The sequence below is a fragment of the Streptomyces sp. NPDC053665 genome (assembly GCF_055585285.1).
The window spans coordinates 304,305-321,878 of sequence record NZ_JBVJKK010000008.1; the positions used below are offsets into that span (position 1 = coordinate 304,305).

The window sequence follows — 17,574 nt, forward strand, 5'->3', positions numbered from 1 at the left end:
GCCACCGCCCCGGTGACCGGCCTCGTCCGCGCTTCAGCGGCGGTCCGCGTCCAGCGGCTCCAGGTCCTCGTCCTCGTCCAGGTCGGTGTCCAGCTCGTCCTCGATGTCGTCCCCGTCGTCCTCGGTGTCGTCGTCCATGTCGTCGAAGACGGCGCTGACGTCGAAGCGGCAGACCACCTGCTGCGGGTCGACCTGCTCGAACGGCGCCTCCAGCCACTCGCCGGGCTCGGCCGGTTCGTCGGCGGCCGTCACCCAGAGCGTGGAGTCGCCCTCCTCCAGCCCGAACTCCTTGTGCCGCGAGGCGATCTCGTCGGGCTCGAACTCGCCGAACAGCAGGCCGAGAGCGCCGTGCACCGTGCCGGACGCCGACGGGCCGTCGTCGCCGTCCGCCGCCTCGATCCGCTGTGCGTGGGCCAGCAGCCGCTGCGGTTCCGCGACGGCGTAGTCACGGCGGATCAGCACGCTGACCGCGCTCGGCTCCTCGGGGCCCGTGTACGGGGGCAGCGCGTCCTCCGCACCGGGGATCTCGAAGGGCGTGACCTCGTCGTAGCGGTCGTAGAGCAGTTCGTCGTACGCCTCTGCGGCCGCGGCCAGCTGGTTGAACGCCTCGTAGACGGCCGGGTCGTCCTCTCCCGACCTGCGTTCGACCGCGGCAAGGTGGCGGTCGAGCGCGGTCTTGACCGCCTCGGCGGCGGCGCGTACCTCGGCAGCGGTGGGCTGCGCAGCATCAGACATAGTGCAGACGCTATCCGTACCTGGCCCCAGCCCGCACAATAGATGCGATGCCGGAATACGAATTTGTCGACGTGTACGTGCCGCGCGGGGTGTCCCGCAAGGAGACGGCACGTCTGCTGACCGACCATGCGGAGTACGGACACTGGGAGTTGCACCGTCTGAGCCTGCTGCGCGACGGCAGTCGCAAGGTGCGGTTGCGCCGGCGGATCATCCGCCAGGTGCGGGCCACGTGGTGAGCGGGGACGGCGCACGGGAAGAAGGCACATGACGGAGCGGGCCCCGCAGCGGCGGGGCCCGCTCCGTTGTGCGGGGTGGGGGCGTCAGGCCGAGGCGCGGGCCCTGCGGTAGAGGACCGCGCCCGCGAGCAGCGCGCCGGCGCCGGCCGGCAGGGCCAAGCCGAGCGGCAGGTCGCTGCCGGTGCTGGCGAGCTGGGCCTCGCCGTGGGGCCGCAGGACGAACCGGCCGTCCGGCTCGTCGCCGTGCGAGGAGCCGCCCGGCCCCTGTGCGCCGGGGCCCGCACCGCCCGGTCCCTGGCCCCCCGGTCCGTCTCCGCCGGTGCCGGGGGTGGTGCCCGGGGTGCCGGGGCCGTCGCCACCGGGGCCGCCCGGGGCACCCGGGTCGCCGGGGTGACCAGGGGTTCCCGGACCACCGGGAGTACCGGGACCGTCCGGGCCACCGGGGCCACCGGGGCCGCCGGGGTTGCCGGGACCGCCCGGGCCGCCGGGACCACCCGGGTTGCCGGGACCGCCCGGGCCGCCCGGCTGGCCCGGGTTGTCGTGGCCGCCGCCGGGCGGGGTGCCGTGGTGGCCGTTCCCGCCGTTGCCGCAGTCGTTGCCCGCGCTGGGGTTGGCGATGCCGATGACGTCCACGCTGTTGCCGCACACGTTCACCGGCACGTGGACCGGGACCTGGACGTGGTTGCCCGAGCCGACGCCGGGCGAGTCGGTGGCGTGTCCGCCCGCGCGCGAACCGCCGCCGTGACCGTGTGAACCGCCGTGGCCGTGTGAGTCGCCGTGGCCGTGTGAGTCGCCGTATCCCCCCGACGACGAACCACCGCCCCTGTTGGCGCAGGAGTTGCCCACCGACGGATTGAGCACGCCGATGACGTCGACCGTGTTCCCGCAGACGTTGACCGGTGCGTGCACCGGCACCTGCACCGAGTTCCCGGACAGCACGCCCGGCGAGCCCGAGGCGGAGCCCTGGGCGCCCGAGGCGGCGTGCGCGGAGCCGCCCGCGGCGGCGATCACGCCGGTCGCGGCGGCCACGGTCATCAGACCCTTGCGGGTGACCTGTCGCATTGCTGAATACCTGCCTTCGACCCGTTATCGAATTCTTCTCGAATCCACCTGCGGAAGCGTTCGGTCCCGGAGCGCATGGCACGCGCTCCGGGACCGATGGCTTTGGACTCCCCTCTACGGAGGGGGAAGCGTCACTTGTTGACGCAGGTGTTGCCGAAGGCGGGGTTCAGCAGGCCGATCACGGAGACCGTGTTGCCGCAGACGTTCACCGGGATGTGCACGGGCACCTGAACGACGTTGCCGGACAGGACGCCCGGGGAGTGCACCGCGGCACCCTGAGCACCCGAGTCGGCGACGGCGAGACCCGCGCCCGCGAGAACCAGGCCACCGGTGGCAGCCGCAGCAGCGACGACCTTCTTGATCATTATTCCTCCTAGTTGGCAAAGCGATCCATCGTGCGATCGCATTACCTGTAACGAGGCTGGAGTAATGAGGCTACGAGCTGATCGTCGCATTCACTCTTCCCAGTCGATCTCGCACGCCCGACCGATTAGCAGGTTTTCGGCAGTGTTTTCAGGACGCGTCGATGAAGCGGTCGAGGACCCGCACGCCGAACTTCAGGCCGTCGACCGGCACCCGCTCGTCCACGCCGTGGAACATGCCCGCGAAGTCCAGCTCCGGCGGCAGCTTCAGCGGGGCGAAGCCGAAGCCCCGGATGCCCAGGTCGTCGAAGGACTTGGCGTCGGTGCCGCCGGAGAGCATGTAGGGGATGGCCTTGGCGGTCGGGTCCTCGGCCAGCAGCGAGGACTGCATGGCCTCCACGAGCGCCCCGTCGAAGGTGGTCTCGACGGCCTTGTCGGCGTGCACGTCCTCACGGCGCACCCTCGGTCCGAGGATCCGGTCGAGGTCGGCGAGGAACTCGTCCTCGAAGCCGGGCAGGAAGCGCCCGTCCACATGGGCGGTGGCCTCGCCGGGGATGACGTTGACCTTGTAGCCGGCCCCGAGCTGCGTGGGGTTGGCCGTGTTGCTCAGGGTGGCGCCGATCAGCTTGGCGATGCCGCCGAGCCGGGCGAGGGTCGACTCCATGTCCTCGGGGTCGAGTTCGGTGCCGAGCGCGTCGCCGAGTTCGTCGAGGAAGGCGCGGGTGGTCTTGGTGACCCGTACCGGGAACGTGTGCCGGCCGAGGCGGGCCACGGCCTCCGACAGCTCGGTGATCGCGTTGTCCCGGTGGATCATCGACCCGTGGCCCGCCGTGCCGGCCACGGTGAGCTTCATCCAGTGCATGCCCTTCTCGGCCGTCTGGATCAGGTACAGCCGCCGCTCCTCGCTCACCGTGAAGGAGAAGCCGCCGACCTCGCTGATCGCCTCGGTGACGCCGTCGAAGAGGTCCCGGTGGTGGTCGACGAGGTAGCGGGCCCCGTAGGTGCCGCCGGCCTCCTCGTCCGCGAGGAACGCGAGGACGATGTCGCGCGGCGGCCTGCGCCCGCTGCGCAGCCGGTCGCGGACGACCGCGAGGGTCATCGCGTCCATGTCCTTCATGTCGACCGCCCCGCGGCCCCACACGCAGCCGTCGGCGACCTCGCCGGAGAAGGGGTGGTGGGTCCAGTCGTCCGCGTTGGCCGGGACGACGTCGGTGTGGCCGTGGATGAGCAGCGCGGGCCGGGACGGGTCCTCGCCCTCGATGCGGGCCACGGTGGAGGCGCGGCCCGGGTGGGACTCGAAGATCCGCGGTTCGAGCCCGACCTCGGCGAGCTTCTCGGCGACGTACTCGGCCGCCTTGCGCTCGCCCGGACCCGAGTGGTCGCCGTAGTTGCTGGTGTCGATCTGGATCAGCTCGCGGCAGAGGTCCACGACCTCGTCCTCGCCGGTGACGTTCCTGGCCGTGTCCGTCTCGCTCACGTGCTTCCTCCCGGTGTCACTGCTGGTGGGTCCCCTTCATCCTCTCTCTGTCGGGCCCGGTCCCCAAGAGCCCTCCCGGCCCGTCACACGTCGTTCACGCGGTCCCGGGGTGCGGCCGGGGGGTGATCGGGCCACCCCGGAAAGCCTGGTAATGTTTACGTCGTCGCCGCGGGGAGAACCCACGCGACAGACACCTTGTCCGGGTGGCGGAATGGCAGACGCGCTAGCTTGAGGTGCTAGTGCCCTTTATCGGGCGTGGGGGTTCAAGTCCCCCCTCGGACACTTGGAACCGAAGGCCGCGACCGCGAGGTCGCGGCCTTCGGTCGTTCCTGCGAGAGAGGTGCCATGACCAGGCGTTCCTGCCCCTGCGGACTCCCCCAGGACTACGCGGCCTGCTGCGGCCGGTTCCACTCCGGGGCCGCGGCCGCGCCGACCGCCGAGGCGTTGATGCGGTCGCGGTACTGCGCCTTCGTGCAGGGCGACGCGGGGTACCTGCTGCGGACCTGGCACCCGCGGACGCGGCCGGGCCGGCTGGAGCTCGATCCGGGGATGCGGTGGACCGGGCTGGAGATCCTGGGCACGACCGACGGGTCGGCGTTCCACTCGGCCGGGACCGTGGAGTTCCGGGCGTCCTACCGGGGCGGTTCGCTGCACGAGCGGAGCCGGTTCGAGCGGGTCGATGGGGCCTGGGTATACGTCGACGGGGAGTTCCCCTCGTAGCGGGTGCTACGGCGCCAGGATGTCCAGTTCCTGGAGGGCGCCGACGGTGATCTCGCGGGTCAGTTCCTCGGCGCGGGCGGCGTCGCGCGCGCGGACCGCCTCGGCGACCCGGACGTGCAGGGTGACGGCGGCCGGGTCGGGGTCCTCGAACATCACGTCGTGGTGGGTGCGGCCGGCCAGCACCTCGGCGACGACGTCGCCGAGGCGGGCGAACATCTCGTTGCCCGAGGCCTCCAGGATGACGCGGTGGAAGGCGACGTCGTGCAGGAGGTACCCCTCCAGCTTGTGACCGCGTGAGTGGGCGACCATGCCGAGGGCGCGTTCGGTGAGTTCCGCGCACTGCTCGGGCGTGGCGTGCCGGGCGGCGAGGCCCGCCGCGACCGGTTCGATCGCCGAGCGCAGCACCGTGAGCGAGCGCAGCTGCCGCGCGCGGTCGGCGCCGGCCAGGCGCCAGCGGATCACCTGCGGGTCGTAGACGTTCCACTCGCACTCGGCGCGGACGGTGACGCCGACGCGGCGGCGGGACTCCACCAGGTGCATGGACTCCAGGACGCGGACCGCCTCGCGCATCACGGAGCGCGACACGTCGAAACGCTGGGCGAGCTCGTCGGTGCGCAGAACGCTGCCCGGCGGGTACCCGCCCCCCGTGATCTCGGGGCCCAGGGTGTCCAGTACACGGCCGTGCAGCCCCCGGCCCGGTGTGGTCATGCACTCAGCGTACGGGGTAGATCACGCAGCCAAAAAGTCAGACTTATTCGTCACGACCTCTTGAATTAGTCCTACCTTATGGGTTTCAGTTGCGTCGACATCACGTGTCGACGAAGACAGCAGACAGTGAGGCAGCGATGAACACCCCCCACGTCGTCGTGGTCATGGGCGTCGCCGGTACCGGCAAGACGACCATCGGTCCCCTGCTCGCGGCCCGGCTCGGCGTCCCGTACGCCGAGGGCGACGACTTCCACCCGCCGGCCAACATCGAGAAGATGTCGGCCGGTACGCCGCTCACCGACGAGGACCGCGGGCCCTGGCTGGACGCCATCGGCGGCTGGGCGCAGGGGCGGGCCGGGCTCGGCGGGGTGGTCAGCTGCTCGGCGCTGAAGCGGTCGTACCGCGACCGGCTGCGGGCCGCCGCACCCGGCGTCGTCTTCCTGCACCTCACGGGCGACCGTGCGCTGATCGAGGACCGGATGTCGCACCGGAAGGGGCACTTCATGCCCACGGCGCTCCTGGACTCCCAGTTCGCCACGCTCCAGCCCCTGGAGGCGGACGAGGCGGGCGCCGGGGTGGACGTCTCGGGCAGCCCGGAGGAGATCACCGAGCGGGCGGCCGCCGCCCTCGGCTCGCTCCCCGCGCCCCTCCACTAGCCCCTCCCGGCTCCCCTCTCCCCGACTCCCCAACGCAAAGGGAACTCCCCACCGTGACCAGACTCAGCGTCGAGATGCTGGCAGCGGACGCACCCGAGCCGATCACCTCGGCCGGCCACGCTCAGCTGGGCATCGCCGTCCTGGCGGGCATCGCCGTCATCGTCCTGCTCATCACCAAGTTCAAGCTGCACGCCTTCCTGGCGCTGACCATCGGGTCGCTGGCGCTCGGCGCGATCGCCGGGGCGCCCCTGGACAAGGTCCTCACCAGCTTCAGTGCCGGTCTCGGCTCGACGGTCGCCGGTGTCGGCGTGCTGATCGCCCTCGGCGCGATCCTCGGCAAGATGCTCGCCGACTCCGGCGGCGCCGACCAGATCGTCGACACCATCCTGGCCAAGGCCGGGGGGCGGTCGATGCCGTGGGCGATGGTGCTGATCGCCTCGGTGATCGGGCTGCCGCTGTTCTTCGAGGTCGGCATCGTGCTGCTGATCCCGGTGGTGCTGATGGTGGCCAAGCGGGGCAACTACTCGCTGATGCGGATCGGCATCCCGGCGCTCGCGGGCCTGTCCGTGATGCACGGTCTGGTGCCGCCGCACCCCGGCCCGCTGGTGGCGATCGACGCCGTCGGGGCCGACCTCGGGGTGACCCTGGCGCTCGGTGTCCTCGTGGCGATCCCGACGGTGATCATCGCCGGTCCGGTGTTCTCCAAGTACGCGGCCCGCTGGGTCGACGTGCCGGCGCCGGACAAGATGATCCCGCAGCGCGCCTCCGAGGAGCTCGAGCGGCGCCCCGGCTTCGGAGCCACCCTCTTCACAGTGCTGCTGCCGGTGCTGCTGATGCTCGCCAAGGCGCTCGTCGACATCGTGGTGGACGATCCCGAGCAGCCGGTGCAGCGCGTCTTCGACGTCGTCGGCGCGCCGATGATCGCCCTGCTCGCCTCGGTGCTGGTCGGCATCTTCACGCTGCTGCGGCCCGCCGGGTTCTCCAAGGAGCGGATCTCCCCGCTGGTGGAGAAGAGCCTCATGCCGATCGCGGGCATCCTGCTGATCGTCGGCGCGGGCGGCGGCTTCAAGCAGACGCTGATCGACACGGGCGTGGGGCAGATGGTCCTCGACATCTCCGAGTCCTGGTCCATCCCGGCGCTGCTGCTGGCCTGGCTGATCGCGGTGGTGATCCGGCTGGCGACCGGGTCGGCGACGGTGGCCACGGTCTCCGCGGCCGGTCTGGTCGCCCCGCTCGCGGCCGACATGTCGACCACGCACACCGCTCTGCTGGTCCTGGCCATCGGTGCCGGCTCGCTGTTCTTCAGCCATGTCAACGACGCCGGGTTCTGGATGGTGAAGGAGTACTTCGGGCTGAGCGTCGGGCAGACCGTCAAGACCTGGTCCGTGATGGAGACGATCATCTCGGTGGTCGCCGGGGGCCTGGTCCTGCTGTTGTCCCTGGTGATCTAGCGGCCCTGCGACGAGGACGGCTCACCCCCTCGCCCGGCATCGACGGCGGCTCTCCGGCCGCCGGGGCCGGGAGGGGGTGGGCCGTTCCGCGTTTCCGCGTGGCCTACGGGCGCCAGAGCGGGTGCTCGCGCTCCGCCCAGTCCCGGCTCACCCTGCCGGTGCGCAGGCCGCGGCGGGCTTCCGGGTCGGCCAGGGCCATGCCGATGTGGCCGGCCAGGACGATGCCGATCGTGAGGGCCAGCCAGTCGTGGACGAAGGTGGCGCTGGTGCGCCACAGCAGCGGGGTGAGGTGGGTGAACCACATCATCAGGCCGGTGCCGAGCATGACGAGGGTGGCCCCGGCGATCCAGGACGCGTAGATCTTCTGCCCGGCGTTGAACTTGCCCGCGGGCCGGGACTCCGGGCGTCCGTCGCGGTGCAGCACCGCGCGCAGCCAGGCGCGGTCGTGCGGGCCGAAGCGGTTGAGGCGGCCGAGGTCGGCGCGGAAGACGCGGGAGGCCAGACCGGCCAGCACCGGCACCGGCAGGGCCAGGCCCGCCCACTGGTGCAGTGTGACGACCAGGGCGCGGCGGCCGACCAGTTCGGCGAGCTGGGGGACGTAGAGGCAGGCCGCCGTCACCACGCAGACGCCCATCAGCGCGGCCGTGGTGCGGTGGATCCAGCGCTGCACCGGGGTGAAGCGGCGCACGCCGGTCGTGGCGGGGGCCGGGTCAGCTCGTGGGTTCATCGTCGCGTCCGTTCGAGCGGCCCACCCAGGCGTCGACGTCGTAGCCGCGCTCCTCCCAGTAGCCGGGCCGGACCTCGTCGGTGACGGTGATGCCGGAGAGCCACTTGGCGGACTTGTAGAAGTACATGGGCGCCACGTAGAGGCGGACCGGGCCGCCGTGGGAGTGGCCGAGGTCCTCGTCCTGCATGCGCAGGGCGACCAGGACGTCCGCGCGGCGGGCCTGGTCGAGCGTGAGGCTCTCGGTGTACGTGCCGTCGAAGCAGGTGAAGCGGACGGCCCGGGCCGTGGGCCGGACGCCGGCCGCGTCGAGGAGGCGGGACAGGCGTACGCCCTCGAAGGGGGTGTCGGGGACGCGCCAGCCGGTGACGCACTGGACGTCGCGGACCATCCGGGTCTGCGGCAGGGCCCTGAGGTCGGCCAGGGTGTAGGACGCGGGGTGGTCGACCAGGCCGTCCACGGTGAGGCGATAGGTGCGGGCGGTTCTGCGCGGGACCGAGGAGGCGACGGAGTAGTAGCGGAAGCCGCCGCCGTTGGGCAGCAGGCCGGTCAGGCCGGTGGGGTCCTGGTCCGCGGCCTTGCCCAGGAAGCCCTCCAGGGCGCGTTGCAGCGGGGGCGCGGCCACCACGCCGGCGGCGCCCAGGGCAAGGGTGCCGAGGAAGACGCGGCGGCCGATCGGGACGCCGCGCTCGGGGGGTTCGTCGTCCACACCCTGAGGTACGTGCTCGTTCACCCTTTCATTCGAACACCCGCGGCCCGGACGGGACAGGGCTCGCGGGTGCGCGTCAGACTTCCGTAAGCGCCCGTCGTGCGGGCGGGGTCAGGAGGAGGCCGCCTTGTCCAGCTGGAAGGCCTCGTTGCCCAGCCCGATGCGGGCGTGCTTCTCAGGGGCGCGGGCGCGCAGCACCAGGCCGAGGACCAGTCCCGCGACCAGGGCGAGACCGATGATGCCGGGCAGCACCCAGCTCAGCGAGGAGTCCGGGCCGGCGCCGACCAGCACGTCGAAGTCCTTCACCGTGTAGCCCGCGATGACCAGCAGGGCGATGCCGGCGACCGCGGAGGTCACCAGCCGCCAGGACTGGGTGCCCGCGGCGCCGCGGCGGACGAAGAAGACCACGACCGACAGGGAGGCCGCGGCCATCAGCAGGATCACGCCGAGGGCGCCGATGTTGCCGCACCAGGTGAACAGCTGCAGGACGGGTGCGGTCGGGTCGCCGACCGGCTTGTCGTCGGTGACGGCGAAGGCCGCCACGACCACCGCGGCGACGGCGGTCTGGAGGAGCGAGCCGGTGCCGGGGGCGCCGCTGCTGCCGCTGGTGCGGCCGAAGGCGGCGGGCAGCAGGCCCTCGCGGCCCATGGCGAAGGCGTAGCGGGCGACGACGTTGTGGAAGCTGAGCAGGGCGGCGAACATGCCGGTGACGAAGAGGATGTGCAGGACGTCGGTGAAGGTGCCGCCGAGGCGCGACTCGGTGAGGAAGAACAGCAGGCCGGCGCTCTGCTCCCGGGCGGTGCCGACGACGGCCGAGGGGCCGGTGGCGACCGTCAGGGCCCAGCTGCTCAGGGCGAAGAACACCGCGACCCCGCCGACGGCCAGGAACATCACGCGCGGCACGAGGACGTGCGGGCGGCTGGTCTCCTCGGCGTAGACGGGGGCCTGCTCGAAACCGAGGAACGCGGCGATGCAGAAGCACAGGGCGGTGCCGACGCCGGCGCCGGTCAGCGTGTCCGGGTTGAAGGCGTGCAGCGACAGGCCCTCCTTGGCCGGGTCGGTGAGGGCGGCGACGTCGAAGACCACGACCAGGAGGACCTCGATGACGAGCAGCACGCCGAGCACGCGCGCGTTGACGTCGATCTTCAGCCAGCCGAGCAGGCCGACCGCGAGCACGGCCAGGAGGGCCGGTATCCACCAGGCCACCTCCAGGTCGGCGTAGGTGGCGAGCAGCCCGGAGACCTCGAAGCCGAAGATGCCGTAGATGCCGACCTGGAGGGCGTTGTAGGCGACGAGCGCGACCAGGGCGGCGCCCGCGCCGGCGGTGCCGCCGAGGCCGCGGGAGATGTAGGCGTAGAAGGCGCCCGCGTTGTGGACGTGCCGGCTCATCTCGGCGTAGCCCACGCTGAACAGGATCAGGACGACGCCCAGGAGGACGAAGAGCAGCGGCTGGCCGACGATGCCCATGACCGCGTATGTGGTGGGCATGACACCCGCGACGACCATCAGCGGGGCGGTCGCGGCGAGGACGGAGAGCAGGAGGCCGCCGGTGCCGAGCCGGTCGGCGCGCAGGGCGCGCTCCTGCCCCTTGAACGTACTGATGCCGCCGGGGGCGGAGGTGTTCGTCCTCGAACTGTCCGTGGTCATCGGGAGGGCGTCCTCACTGTGGGATACGGGGGGTGTCACGCCGTGCCGAGCGCACCGGCGCGGGCGGCGGCGAAGGCGGTGTGCGGATCGCGGTCGGGGTACGACCAGGGCGCCGGGGTGGCGTGCCGGCCGATGCGGTGGAACAGGGCGGCGGCCTCGGCGCCCCGGCCCTCGCAGTACTTGGCGTGGGCGAGGAAGTTCAGGTCGACGAGCCGGCGCGGATGGCCCTCCAGCTCCCATTCCAGCCACCAGTCGAAGGCGGCCTTCATCACCTGCCGGGCGCGGCGGCCGCTCCAGTGGCCCGAGGCGACGGGGTCGGCGGCTTCGTGTCCGGCGGCGGCCAGGGCGCGGTAGCGCTCGGCGTGCGCGATGACGGGCAGGATCGCCAGGGGGGAGTCGGCGGGCGCCTGTTCGGCGGCCCAGTTGGCGAAGTCGTAGACCTCGTGCAGCGGGTCCGGGCCCAGGTCCATGCGGCGTGCGGCCAGCCGGGCGACCATGAGGTGGTGCGCGTGGTGGTGGTCGGGGTAGCGGACGCGGACCTGCTCGAAGACGCGCACCGCGTCGTGGTCGGTGCCGACCGCGCACTCCAGCATGAGGACGCCGAGCCAGGGGGTGGGGTCGGCGGGTGCCAGGGCGGCGGCCTTCTCGCAGGCCTCGCGGGCCCGGGCGGGCTTGCCCTTGCCGTGCAGCACCCGGCGGACCTGGGCGAGGGCCAGCAGGACGGAGGCGTCGGCGGACTCCGGCTCGGCCAGCAGCCATTCGCCGGCCCAGGCGGCGGTGTAGGACTCGCGCGCGAGGACCGTGATCCGGTGTCCGCGCCGGTCCCAGTCGTCGCCGGTGTGGACCAGCAGGGAACGGACGTTCTGCCAGCGGCCCTGCGCCAGCGCGGCACGCGCGGTCCCGAGCTCGGCGTCGTCGAGGGCCTCGTCGAAGGCCTGCGCCGCGCGCTTGCGGCCGCGGCCGAGGGGAGGCGGGGGTGGGGACACCGCGAACTTCCTCACGCGCTCTTCTTGTGTTCCGGCTCACGGCGGTCGGTCGGGCGCGTGGACGCGCACTGCCATGAATCGATCACGGAAAGCAAACCCTCCGCCAAGGGTTGTCGTCAAGGGCCGATGTTGCGTTACACGCGTCAACTGGTGTGATTCGTGAGGTTCTTGTGACACGAGAGAGCGGTGATGCCCCTGCGCCTGTGACCCGATTTTCCCGTTTCGCCCTTTTGTGGCGCAGGTCATAGCGCGCCCGGCGAGCGCCCCCCACGATGGCGGGACGTGTGGGTAAGCGGGCGGAGCCGGCCGGTGCCGCCGGTCCCTACGCCATCGTGACCCGACTTGACGATCGAGGTACACCGCGTGTCGGTTCTGGTTCTGGCGCTCTCTCTCGGCGCAGCCTGCTGCCTGGGCTTCGGTTTCGTCCTCCAGCAGAACGCGGCCCGGCGGGCCCCGCTGGGCGACTTCCTCTCCTTCCGGCTGCTGCTCGACCTCGTGAAGGTGCCGCGCTGGCTCGGCGGGATCGCGCTGATGGTGGCCGGCATGGGCCTGGGCGCGGCGGCGCTGGGGCAGGGCCGGCTGTCGCTGGTGGAGCCGCTGCTCGCCACGAACCTGCTCTTCGCGCTGGCCCTGTCCCGCCGGCAGACCCGGCACTCGCTGGGGCGCCAGGGCTGGTCGGGCCTGCTGCTGCTGGCGGGCGGCGTGACCGCGTTCATCGTGGCGGGCCGGCCCGAGGGCGGCACCGCGACGGCCGACCCGGTGCGGCAGTGGCTGATCATCGGGGTCATGATCGGGCTCGCCCTGCTGCTCACGGCCCGCGGCAGGCGCTCCCGGACGGGCTCCGGCCCGGCGCTGCTCGCACTCGCGGCCGGGCTGCTGTACGGCGTCCAGGACGCGCTGACCCGGGTGAGCGGGCAGCGGTTCTCCGACGGCGGCTTCGCCGGGCTGATGACGGGCTGGCAGCCGTACGCGGTCGTCGCGCTCGGCGTCACGGGGCTGCTGCTGGTGCAGAGCGCCTTCGAGACGGCGCCCCTGCGCACCTCGCTGCCCGCGCTGACGGCGGCCCAGCCGCTCGCCGGGATCGTCTGCGGCGTCGGCTTCCTCGGCGACCGGCTGCGCACCGACGCGGCGGCGCTGGGCTGGGAAAGCGGCGGCCTGCTCGCGGTGGTCGCCGGGATCGTGCTGCTGGGACTGCATCCGGCGATGCCGGCCGGAGCGGCCGGCGCACGGGCCCGGGTGGGCTCCGCCGCGGTCAGCCCGGCGTCCCCCTGACGCACCCCTCCCCCGGGCGCCCCCGGCTGCTTGGATGGGGGCATGAGCGCTGCTGACGAGATCCTCGACATCGTGGACGAGCACGACCGGGTCGTCGGACGATCCCCGCGCGGCGAGGTATACGCCCGGGGGCTGCGGCACCGCTGCGTGTTCGTCCAGGCCCGGGACGCCGCCGGGCGGATCTTCGTGCACCGGCGCACCCCGCAGAAGCTGGTCTTCCCCTCCCTGTACGACATGTTCGTCGGCGGCGTGGTCGGCGCGGGAGAGTCCTACGACGCGGCGGCCCTGCGGGAGGCCGAGGAGGAACTGGGCGTGAGCGGCCTGCCGGCCCCCCGCCACCTGTTCACCTTCCTCTACGACGACGGGGCCGGCCGCACCTGGTGGTCGGCGGTGTACGAGGTGACCTGCGACCTGCCCGTCCACCCGCAGGCCGAGGAGGTCGCCTGGCACGCCTTCCTCACCGACTCGGAGGTCGAGCACCGCCTCACCGACTGGCCCTGGGTCCCGGACGGCCTGGCGGCGTACGCACGGCTGAAGGAGTTCCGCTCGCCGGGACGGCCGGGTCCGGCGAGCGGCGGTGCCTCCGGCGGCGCCGGGCGGGTGGGGCGCGGGTAGGGTCGCGCGTGTGATCGAGTTTGTGCGGAACGTCCGGTTCTGGTTCGTGCCCGCGGAGGTCCGGGAGGACGGGGAGACCCCCGACTACCGCTTCTCGCTGGCCAACGAGCGCACCTTCCTCGCCTGGCTGCGTACCGCGCTCGCGCTGATCGGCGGAGGGTTCGCCGTGGACCAGTTCCTGCCGGACCTGCGCTGGGGATGGCGGGTCGGGCTGGCGCTCGCGCTGCTCGCCTCGGGGGTGCTGTGCTCGCTGCGGGCCGTCAACCACTGGGTGCGCTGCGAGCGGGCCATGCGCCGGGGCGAGGACCTGCCCGTCTCGCGTTTCCCGGCCCTGCTGAGCCTCGTCGTCGCGATCGTGGCCGTGGCGATGGTGGTCGTGGTGCTGGTGGGGTGGGAGGCGTGAGCGTCCCGGCGGGGCGTGGCGGGGGCCCCGGCCGGGATCCCGGGTTGCAGCCGGAGCGGACCCGGCTCGCGTGGCGGCGTACGACGCTGTCCGGCACGGTCGCCGCGGTGCTCGCCGTGAAGACCGTGCTGCACGGCGGCGCCTCGGCGTCCGGGATCGTCGCGGGCGCCCTGTGCTGCGGCCTGTGGCTGGCGTTCCTGGCCGTCGCCCACCGCAGGATCCGCGCCCTGGCGGCCGGTCCGGGCCGGGTGCCCTTCACGCCCCGGCACGCCGCTGCGGCGGCCCTGTGCACGGTGGCCATGGCGGTGTGCGGGGCCGCCCTGGTCCTCTAGGACCGCTCGCTCAGGCCTCCTCGCCCCCCCGGTCCACCGTCACCACGATCTTGCCGCGGGTGCGTCCCTCCTGGCTGCGCAGGTGCGCCTCCGCCGTCCGCTCCAGCGGGAACGTCTCGTCCACGTGCACGCCGACCACGCCCTGCTCCGCCAGTTCGGTCAGGTGCAGCAGGTCGGCGGCGTCGGGGCGGACGAAGTAGTAGCGGCCGCCGTAGGTCACGACGTCGTTGTCGGCGATCGACACCAGGCGGCCCTCGGGGGCCAGCAGGTTCGCCGACACCTTCAGCGCGTCGCCGCCGACGGTGTCGAACACCGCGTGCACCCCTTCCGGCGCCAGCCCGCGCACCCGCTCGGCCAGTCCCTCGCCGTACGTCACCGGCTCGCCGCCGAGGCCGCGGACGAAGTCGTGGTTGCGTTCGCTCGCCGTCCCGATCACGCGGGCGCCGAGGTGCGTGCCCAGCTGCACCGCCAGGGAGCCGACGCCGCCCGCCGCGGCGTGCACCAGCACCGTCTCGCCGCGCCTGACCTCCAGCACCCGGCGCAGCACCTGGTACGCGGTGAGCCCGGCCAGGGGCAGCCCGGCCGCCTCCTCCCAGGTCAGATTGCGGGGCTTGCGGGCCAGGGTGCGCACGGGCGCCGCCACGTACTCGGCGAAGGTGCCCCGGGAGAGGAAGTCCTCGCGCACGTACCCGATGACCTCGTCCCCCACGTCGAACTCGGCGACCGCCGCCCCGGGGCGCACGACGACGCCCGAGACGTCCCAGCCGGGCACCACGGGGAAGACCGGGGCGAGGATGCCGTCGAGGTAGCCCTCGCGGGCCTTCCAGTCGACGGGGTTCACGGCCGCCGCCCGGACCTTCACCAGCACCGCGTCGGGACCGACCTTCGGGTCGCGCACCTCCCCGAACGCCAGGGCCTCGGGTCCGCCGTACCGCGCATAGCTGATCGCCTTCATGGGTCCGACCTTCCGGGCTCGCCGGGCCGCCCGCAACCCGGATCGCCTGAACGAACCGGTCCGGACCGCCCCGGACGCCGCGCGCCGGGGGCGGGCGGCCTATCGTGGCTCCGATCACGTTTCCGCCCCCCTCTGGACGACATACCGACCGGTCGGCATCATGGGTCGGGAACTGTCCGCCTGCCCGTAGGAGCCACGTATGAGCCCCGATCACCCGCCCGGTCTCGATCTCGACCGGTTGCGCGCCCTGCTCGACCGCGAGCGGCCCGGCCTGGTGGACGGACCGCTGTCGGGCCGGCTCATCGAGGGCGGACGCTCGAACCTCACCTACGCCGTCTCCGACGGCACCTCCCGCTGGGTCGTCCGGCGGCCCCCGCTCGGCCACGTGCTGGCCACCGCGCACGACATGAGGCGCGAGCACCGGGTGATCAGCGCGCTGCACCCCACCGCCGTCCCGGTACCGCAGCCGGTGCTGCTGTGCGAGGACGAGGAGGTGCTCGGAGCCCCCTTCTACGTGATGGAGTTCGTCGAGGGCACGCCCTACCGCACCGCCGACCAGCTCGCCCCCCTCGGCGCGGAGCGGACCCGGGGCGCGGTGCTGAACCTGGTGGACACGCTGGTCGAGCTGCACGCGGTCGACCCGCAGGCCGTGGGCCTCGACGACTTCGGCCGTCCCGAGGGCTTCCTGGACCGGCAGCTGCGGCGCTGGGGCAAGCAGCTCGACGCCTCCCGCAACCGCGACCTGGACGGCATCGACGAACTGCACGCCGCGCTCGGCCGCGAGCTGCCCGGCTCCCCCGCACCGGCCGTCGTCCACGGCGACTACCGCCTGGACAACGTGCTGATCGGCGAGGACGACGCGATCCGGGCGATCCTCGACTGGGAGATGTCCACGCTGGGCGACCCGCTCACCGACCTGGGTCTGCTGGTCATGTACAGCATGCCGCTGGACCTGCCCGACTCCCCCGTCTCCACGACCGCGACGGCCCCCGGGCACCCGGCGCCGTCCGAACTCATCGAGCGGTACGCCGCGCGCTCGGGGCGCGACGTCTCCGCCGTCTCCTGGTACACGGCCTTCGCCTGGTTCAAGCTCGCCGTGATCCTCGAGGGCATCCACTACCGCTACACGCTGGGCCAGACGGTCGGCCGCGGCTTCGACCGCATCGGCGACCTCGTCCCCGTCTTCGTCCACCACGGACTGACGACGCTTCACGAAGGCCTTCAGGAGGGCTGATCCGCATGGACTTCGCTTTCGACGCGCGCACCGAGGAGCTGCGCGGCAGGCTCCTCGCCTTCATGGACGAGCACGTCTACCCGGCCGAGGCCGTCGCGCACGAGCAGCGCGAACGGCTCGCCTCGCCGTGGGAGACGGTCCCGGTGGTGGAGGAGCTCAAGGCCGAGGCCCGCCGGCAGGGCCTGTGGAACCTGTTCCTGCCGGACTCGGAGTACGGCGCCGGGCTCACCAACCTGCAGTACGCGCCGCTCGCCGAGATCATGGGCCGCTCCCCGCAGCTGGCGCCGACCGTGACGAACTGCGCCGCGCCCGACACCGGGAACATGGAGGTGCTCACCCAGTTCGGTGACGAGCAGCAGCGCAAGCAGTGGCTGGAGCCGCTGCTCGCGGGGGAGATCCGCTCGGCGTTCGCGATGACCGAGCCGGACGTCGCCTCCTCGGACGCCACGAACATCACGACGCACATCCGGCGCGACGGCGACGAGTACGTCATCACCGGCCGCAAGTGGTACATCTCCGGGGCGATGCACCCCGACTGCAAGATCTTCATCGTCATGGGCAAGACGGACCCGGACGGGGCGGACATCCGCCGCCAGCAGTCCATGGTCCTGGTGCCGCGCGACACCCCGGGCGTGACGATCACGCGCGCGATGCAGGTGTTCGGGTACGAGGACCACTACCACGGCGGTCACGCCGAGGTGGTCTTCGACGAGGCGCGGGTGCCGGTGTCGAACCTGGTCGGCGAGGAGGGCGGCGGGTTCGCCATCGCGCAGGCCCGGCTCGGTCCCGGCCGCATCCACCACTGCATGCGGCTGATCGGCATGGCCGAGCGAGCGATCGAGCTCATGTGCCGGCGGGCCGTGTCCCGCAACGCCTTCGGCAAGGCGCTGGCCCAGCAGGGCGTGGTGCACAACTGGATCGCCGACGCCCGGGTGACGGTGGAGCAGCTGCGGCTGCTGGTGCTGAAGACGGCCTGGCTGATGGACACCGTGGGCAACCGCGGGGCGCACACCGAGATCCAGGCCATCAAGATCGCCACGCCGCGTGCGGTGGTGGAGATCCTCGACAAGGCGATCCAGCTGCACGGCGCGGGCGGCGTCAGCCAGGACTTCCCGCTGGCGGAGCTGTACGCGGGGGCGCGGACGCTGATGATCGCGGACGGGCCGGACGAGGTGCACCAGCGGTCGCTGGCCCGGCGGGAGCTGAAGCGGTACCTGTGAGGCCGGTGGGGCGGCCGGGGGCTCGCCGCCCCCGCCCGCCCCGTCCCGTCCTCCCATGGGGTTCCGCCCG

The 17,574-nt window shown here is 72.7% G+C and carries 20 protein-coding genes and 1 tRNA gene; 11 read left to right on the forward strand and 10 right to left on the reverse strand.

Translation table 11 applies throughout. The features are described from left to right. Positions 1–33 precede the first annotated feature (33 nt). Positions 34–735, reverse strand: a complete 702-nt coding sequence (locus ACZ6ZN_RS29430; protein ID WP_469650860.1) for a hypothetical protein — start codon at positions 733–735, stop codon at positions 34–36. Between the two features lie 47 nt (positions 736–782). Between ACZ6ZN_RS29430 and ACZ6ZN_RS29435 the strand changes: the two genes are divergently transcribed. Further along, entirely contained in the window at positions 783–971 is a 189-nt protein-coding gene (locus ACZ6ZN_RS29435) for a DUF5703 family protein (RefSeq protein WP_010045410.1), read from the forward strand. 84 nt (positions 972–1,055) lie between these two features. Here ACZ6ZN_RS29435 and ACZ6ZN_RS29440 read toward each other — a convergent pair whose 3' ends face one another. From ACZ6ZN_RS29440 to ACZ6ZN_RS29450, 3 genes are all read right to left on the reverse strand, one after another. Beyond that, positions 1,056–2,033, reverse strand: a complete 978-nt coding sequence (locus ACZ6ZN_RS29440) for a chaplin (protein WP_469650862.1) — start codon at positions 2,031–2,033, stop codon at positions 1,056–1,058. A 131-nt stretch (positions 2,034–2,164) separates the two neighbouring features. Then, a complete protein-coding gene (gene chpH, locus ACZ6ZN_RS29445; RefSeq protein ID WP_093833159.1) occupies positions 2,165–2,398 on the reverse strand; it encodes a chaplin ChpH in 234 nt (77 codons plus the stop codon). A gap of 148 nt (positions 2,399–2,546) precedes the next feature. Then, on the reverse strand, positions 2,547–3,872 hold the full coding sequence (locus ACZ6ZN_RS29450; protein WP_451880355.1) for a M20/M25/M40 family metallo-hydrolase: 1,326 nt from the start codon (positions 3,870–3,872) through the stop codon (positions 2,547–2,549). Positions 3,873–4,069: 197 nt separating this feature from the next. On the opposite strand from ACZ6ZN_RS29450, the gene ACZ6ZN_RS29455 reads away from it, so the two are divergent. Both ACZ6ZN_RS29455 and ACZ6ZN_RS29460 read left to right on the forward strand, forming a co-directional pair. Further along, positions 4,070–4,154, forward strand: a tRNA-Leu gene (locus ACZ6ZN_RS29455). 63 nt (positions 4,155–4,217) lie between these two features. Next, the gene (locus ACZ6ZN_RS29460; RefSeq protein ID WP_398110553.1) at positions 4,218–4,592 is read left to right on the forward strand and encodes a YchJ family protein; all 375 of its coding nucleotides are present in this window, start codon (positions 4,218–4,220) and stop codon (positions 4,590–4,592) included. A gap of 6 nt (positions 4,593–4,598) precedes the next feature. On the opposite strand, the gene ACZ6ZN_RS29465 is transcribed toward ACZ6ZN_RS29460, so the two are convergent. Then, positions 4,599–5,300 (reverse strand): FadR/GntR family transcriptional regulator, encoded by a 702-nt coding sequence (locus ACZ6ZN_RS29465; protein WP_469650866.1) that lies wholly within the window; start codon positions 5,298–5,300, stop codon positions 4,599–4,601. 137 nt (positions 5,301–5,437) lie between these two features. Here ACZ6ZN_RS29465 and ACZ6ZN_RS29470 point away from each other — a divergent pair, with 137 nt between their 5' ends. Both ACZ6ZN_RS29470 and ACZ6ZN_RS29475 read left to right on the forward strand, forming a co-directional pair. Further along, positions 5,438–5,956, forward strand: a complete 519-nt coding sequence (locus tag ACZ6ZN_RS29470; RefSeq protein WP_469650868.1) for a gluconokinase — start codon at positions 5,438–5,440, stop codon at positions 5,954–5,956. Positions 5,957–6,009: 53 nt separating this feature from the next. Next, a complete protein-coding gene (locus ACZ6ZN_RS29475) occupies positions 6,010–7,407 on the forward strand; it encodes a GntP family permease (protein WP_469650871.1) in 1,398 nt (465 codons plus the stop codon). 103 nt (positions 7,408–7,510) lie between these two features. Here the strand turns inward: ACZ6ZN_RS29475 and ACZ6ZN_RS29480 are convergent, their stop codons facing one another. The 4 genes from ACZ6ZN_RS29480 to ACZ6ZN_RS29495 all read right to left on the reverse strand — a co-directional run bounded on the left by ACZ6ZN_RS29480 (position 7,511) and on the right by ACZ6ZN_RS29495 (position 11,473). Then, positions 7,511–8,134 (reverse strand): cytochrome b/b6 domain-containing protein, encoded by a 624-nt coding sequence (locus tag ACZ6ZN_RS29480; RefSeq protein ID WP_469650873.1) that lies wholly within the window; start codon positions 8,132–8,134, stop codon positions 7,511–7,513. Then, entirely contained in the window at positions 8,118–8,864 is a 747-nt protein-coding gene (locus ACZ6ZN_RS29485) for a molybdopterin-dependent oxidoreductase (RefSeq protein WP_469650875.1), read from the reverse strand. Before ACZ6ZN_RS29485 ends, ACZ6ZN_RS29480 begins: the two co-directional genes overlap by 17 nt. 87 nt (positions 8,865–8,951) lie before the next feature. After that, on the reverse strand, positions 8,952–10,487 hold the full coding sequence (locus tag ACZ6ZN_RS29490) for an APC family permease (protein ID WP_469650878.1): 1,536 nt from the start codon (positions 10,485–10,487) through the stop codon (positions 8,952–8,954). A gap of 35 nt (positions 10,488–10,522) precedes the next feature. Next, the gene (locus ACZ6ZN_RS29495) at positions 10,523–11,473 is read right to left on the reverse strand and encodes a hypothetical protein (protein WP_469651067.1); all 951 of its coding nucleotides are present in this window, start codon (positions 11,471–11,473) and stop codon (positions 10,523–10,525) included. Between the two features lie 363 nt (positions 11,474–11,836). Between ACZ6ZN_RS29495 and ACZ6ZN_RS29500 the strand changes: the two genes are divergently transcribed. Genes ACZ6ZN_RS29500 through ACZ6ZN_RS29515 form a run of 4 tightly spaced genes read left to right on the forward strand, consistent with a single transcriptional unit; the run spans position 11,837 to position 14,095 of the window. Next, positions 11,837–12,745 (forward strand): DMT family transporter, encoded by a 909-nt coding sequence (locus tag ACZ6ZN_RS29500; protein ID WP_469650881.1) that lies wholly within the window; start codon positions 11,837–11,839, stop codon positions 12,743–12,745. A 42-nt stretch (positions 12,746–12,787) separates the two neighbouring features. After that, entirely contained in the window at positions 12,788–13,360 is a 573-nt protein-coding gene (locus tag ACZ6ZN_RS29505) for an NUDIX domain-containing protein (protein ID WP_469650883.1), read from the forward strand. Between the two features lie 10 nt (positions 13,361–13,370). Next, positions 13,371–13,763 (forward strand): YidH family protein, encoded by a 393-nt coding sequence (locus ACZ6ZN_RS29510; protein ID WP_451880193.1) that lies wholly within the window; start codon positions 13,371–13,373, stop codon positions 13,761–13,763. Then, entirely contained in the window at positions 13,760–14,095 is a 336-nt protein-coding gene (locus tag ACZ6ZN_RS29515; protein WP_469650887.1) for a DUF202 domain-containing protein, read from the forward strand. Before ACZ6ZN_RS29510 ends, ACZ6ZN_RS29515 begins: the two co-directional genes overlap by 4 nt. A 10-nt stretch (positions 14,096–14,105) precedes the next feature. Here the strand turns inward: ACZ6ZN_RS29515 and ACZ6ZN_RS29520 are convergent, their stop codons facing one another. Further along, positions 14,106–15,050 carry an NADP-dependent oxidoreductase gene (locus tag ACZ6ZN_RS29520; protein WP_469650890.1) on the reverse strand — a complete coding sequence of 315 codons (945 nt, stop codon included), beginning with the start codon at positions 15,048–15,050 and terminating at the stop codon, positions 14,106–14,108. Positions 15,051–15,249: 199 nt separating this feature from the next. Between ACZ6ZN_RS29520 and ACZ6ZN_RS29525 the strand changes: the two genes are divergently transcribed. Then, positions 15,250–16,284, forward strand: a complete 1,035-nt coding sequence (locus ACZ6ZN_RS29525) for a phosphotransferase family protein (protein ID WP_469650893.1) — start codon at positions 15,250–15,252, stop codon at positions 16,282–16,284. Between the two features lie 5 nt (positions 16,285–16,289). Continuing rightward, entirely contained in the window at positions 16,290–17,504 is a 1,215-nt protein-coding gene (locus ACZ6ZN_RS29530; protein WP_451880189.1) for an acyl-CoA dehydrogenase family protein, read from the forward strand. Positions 17,505–17,574: the final 70 nt, after the last annotated feature.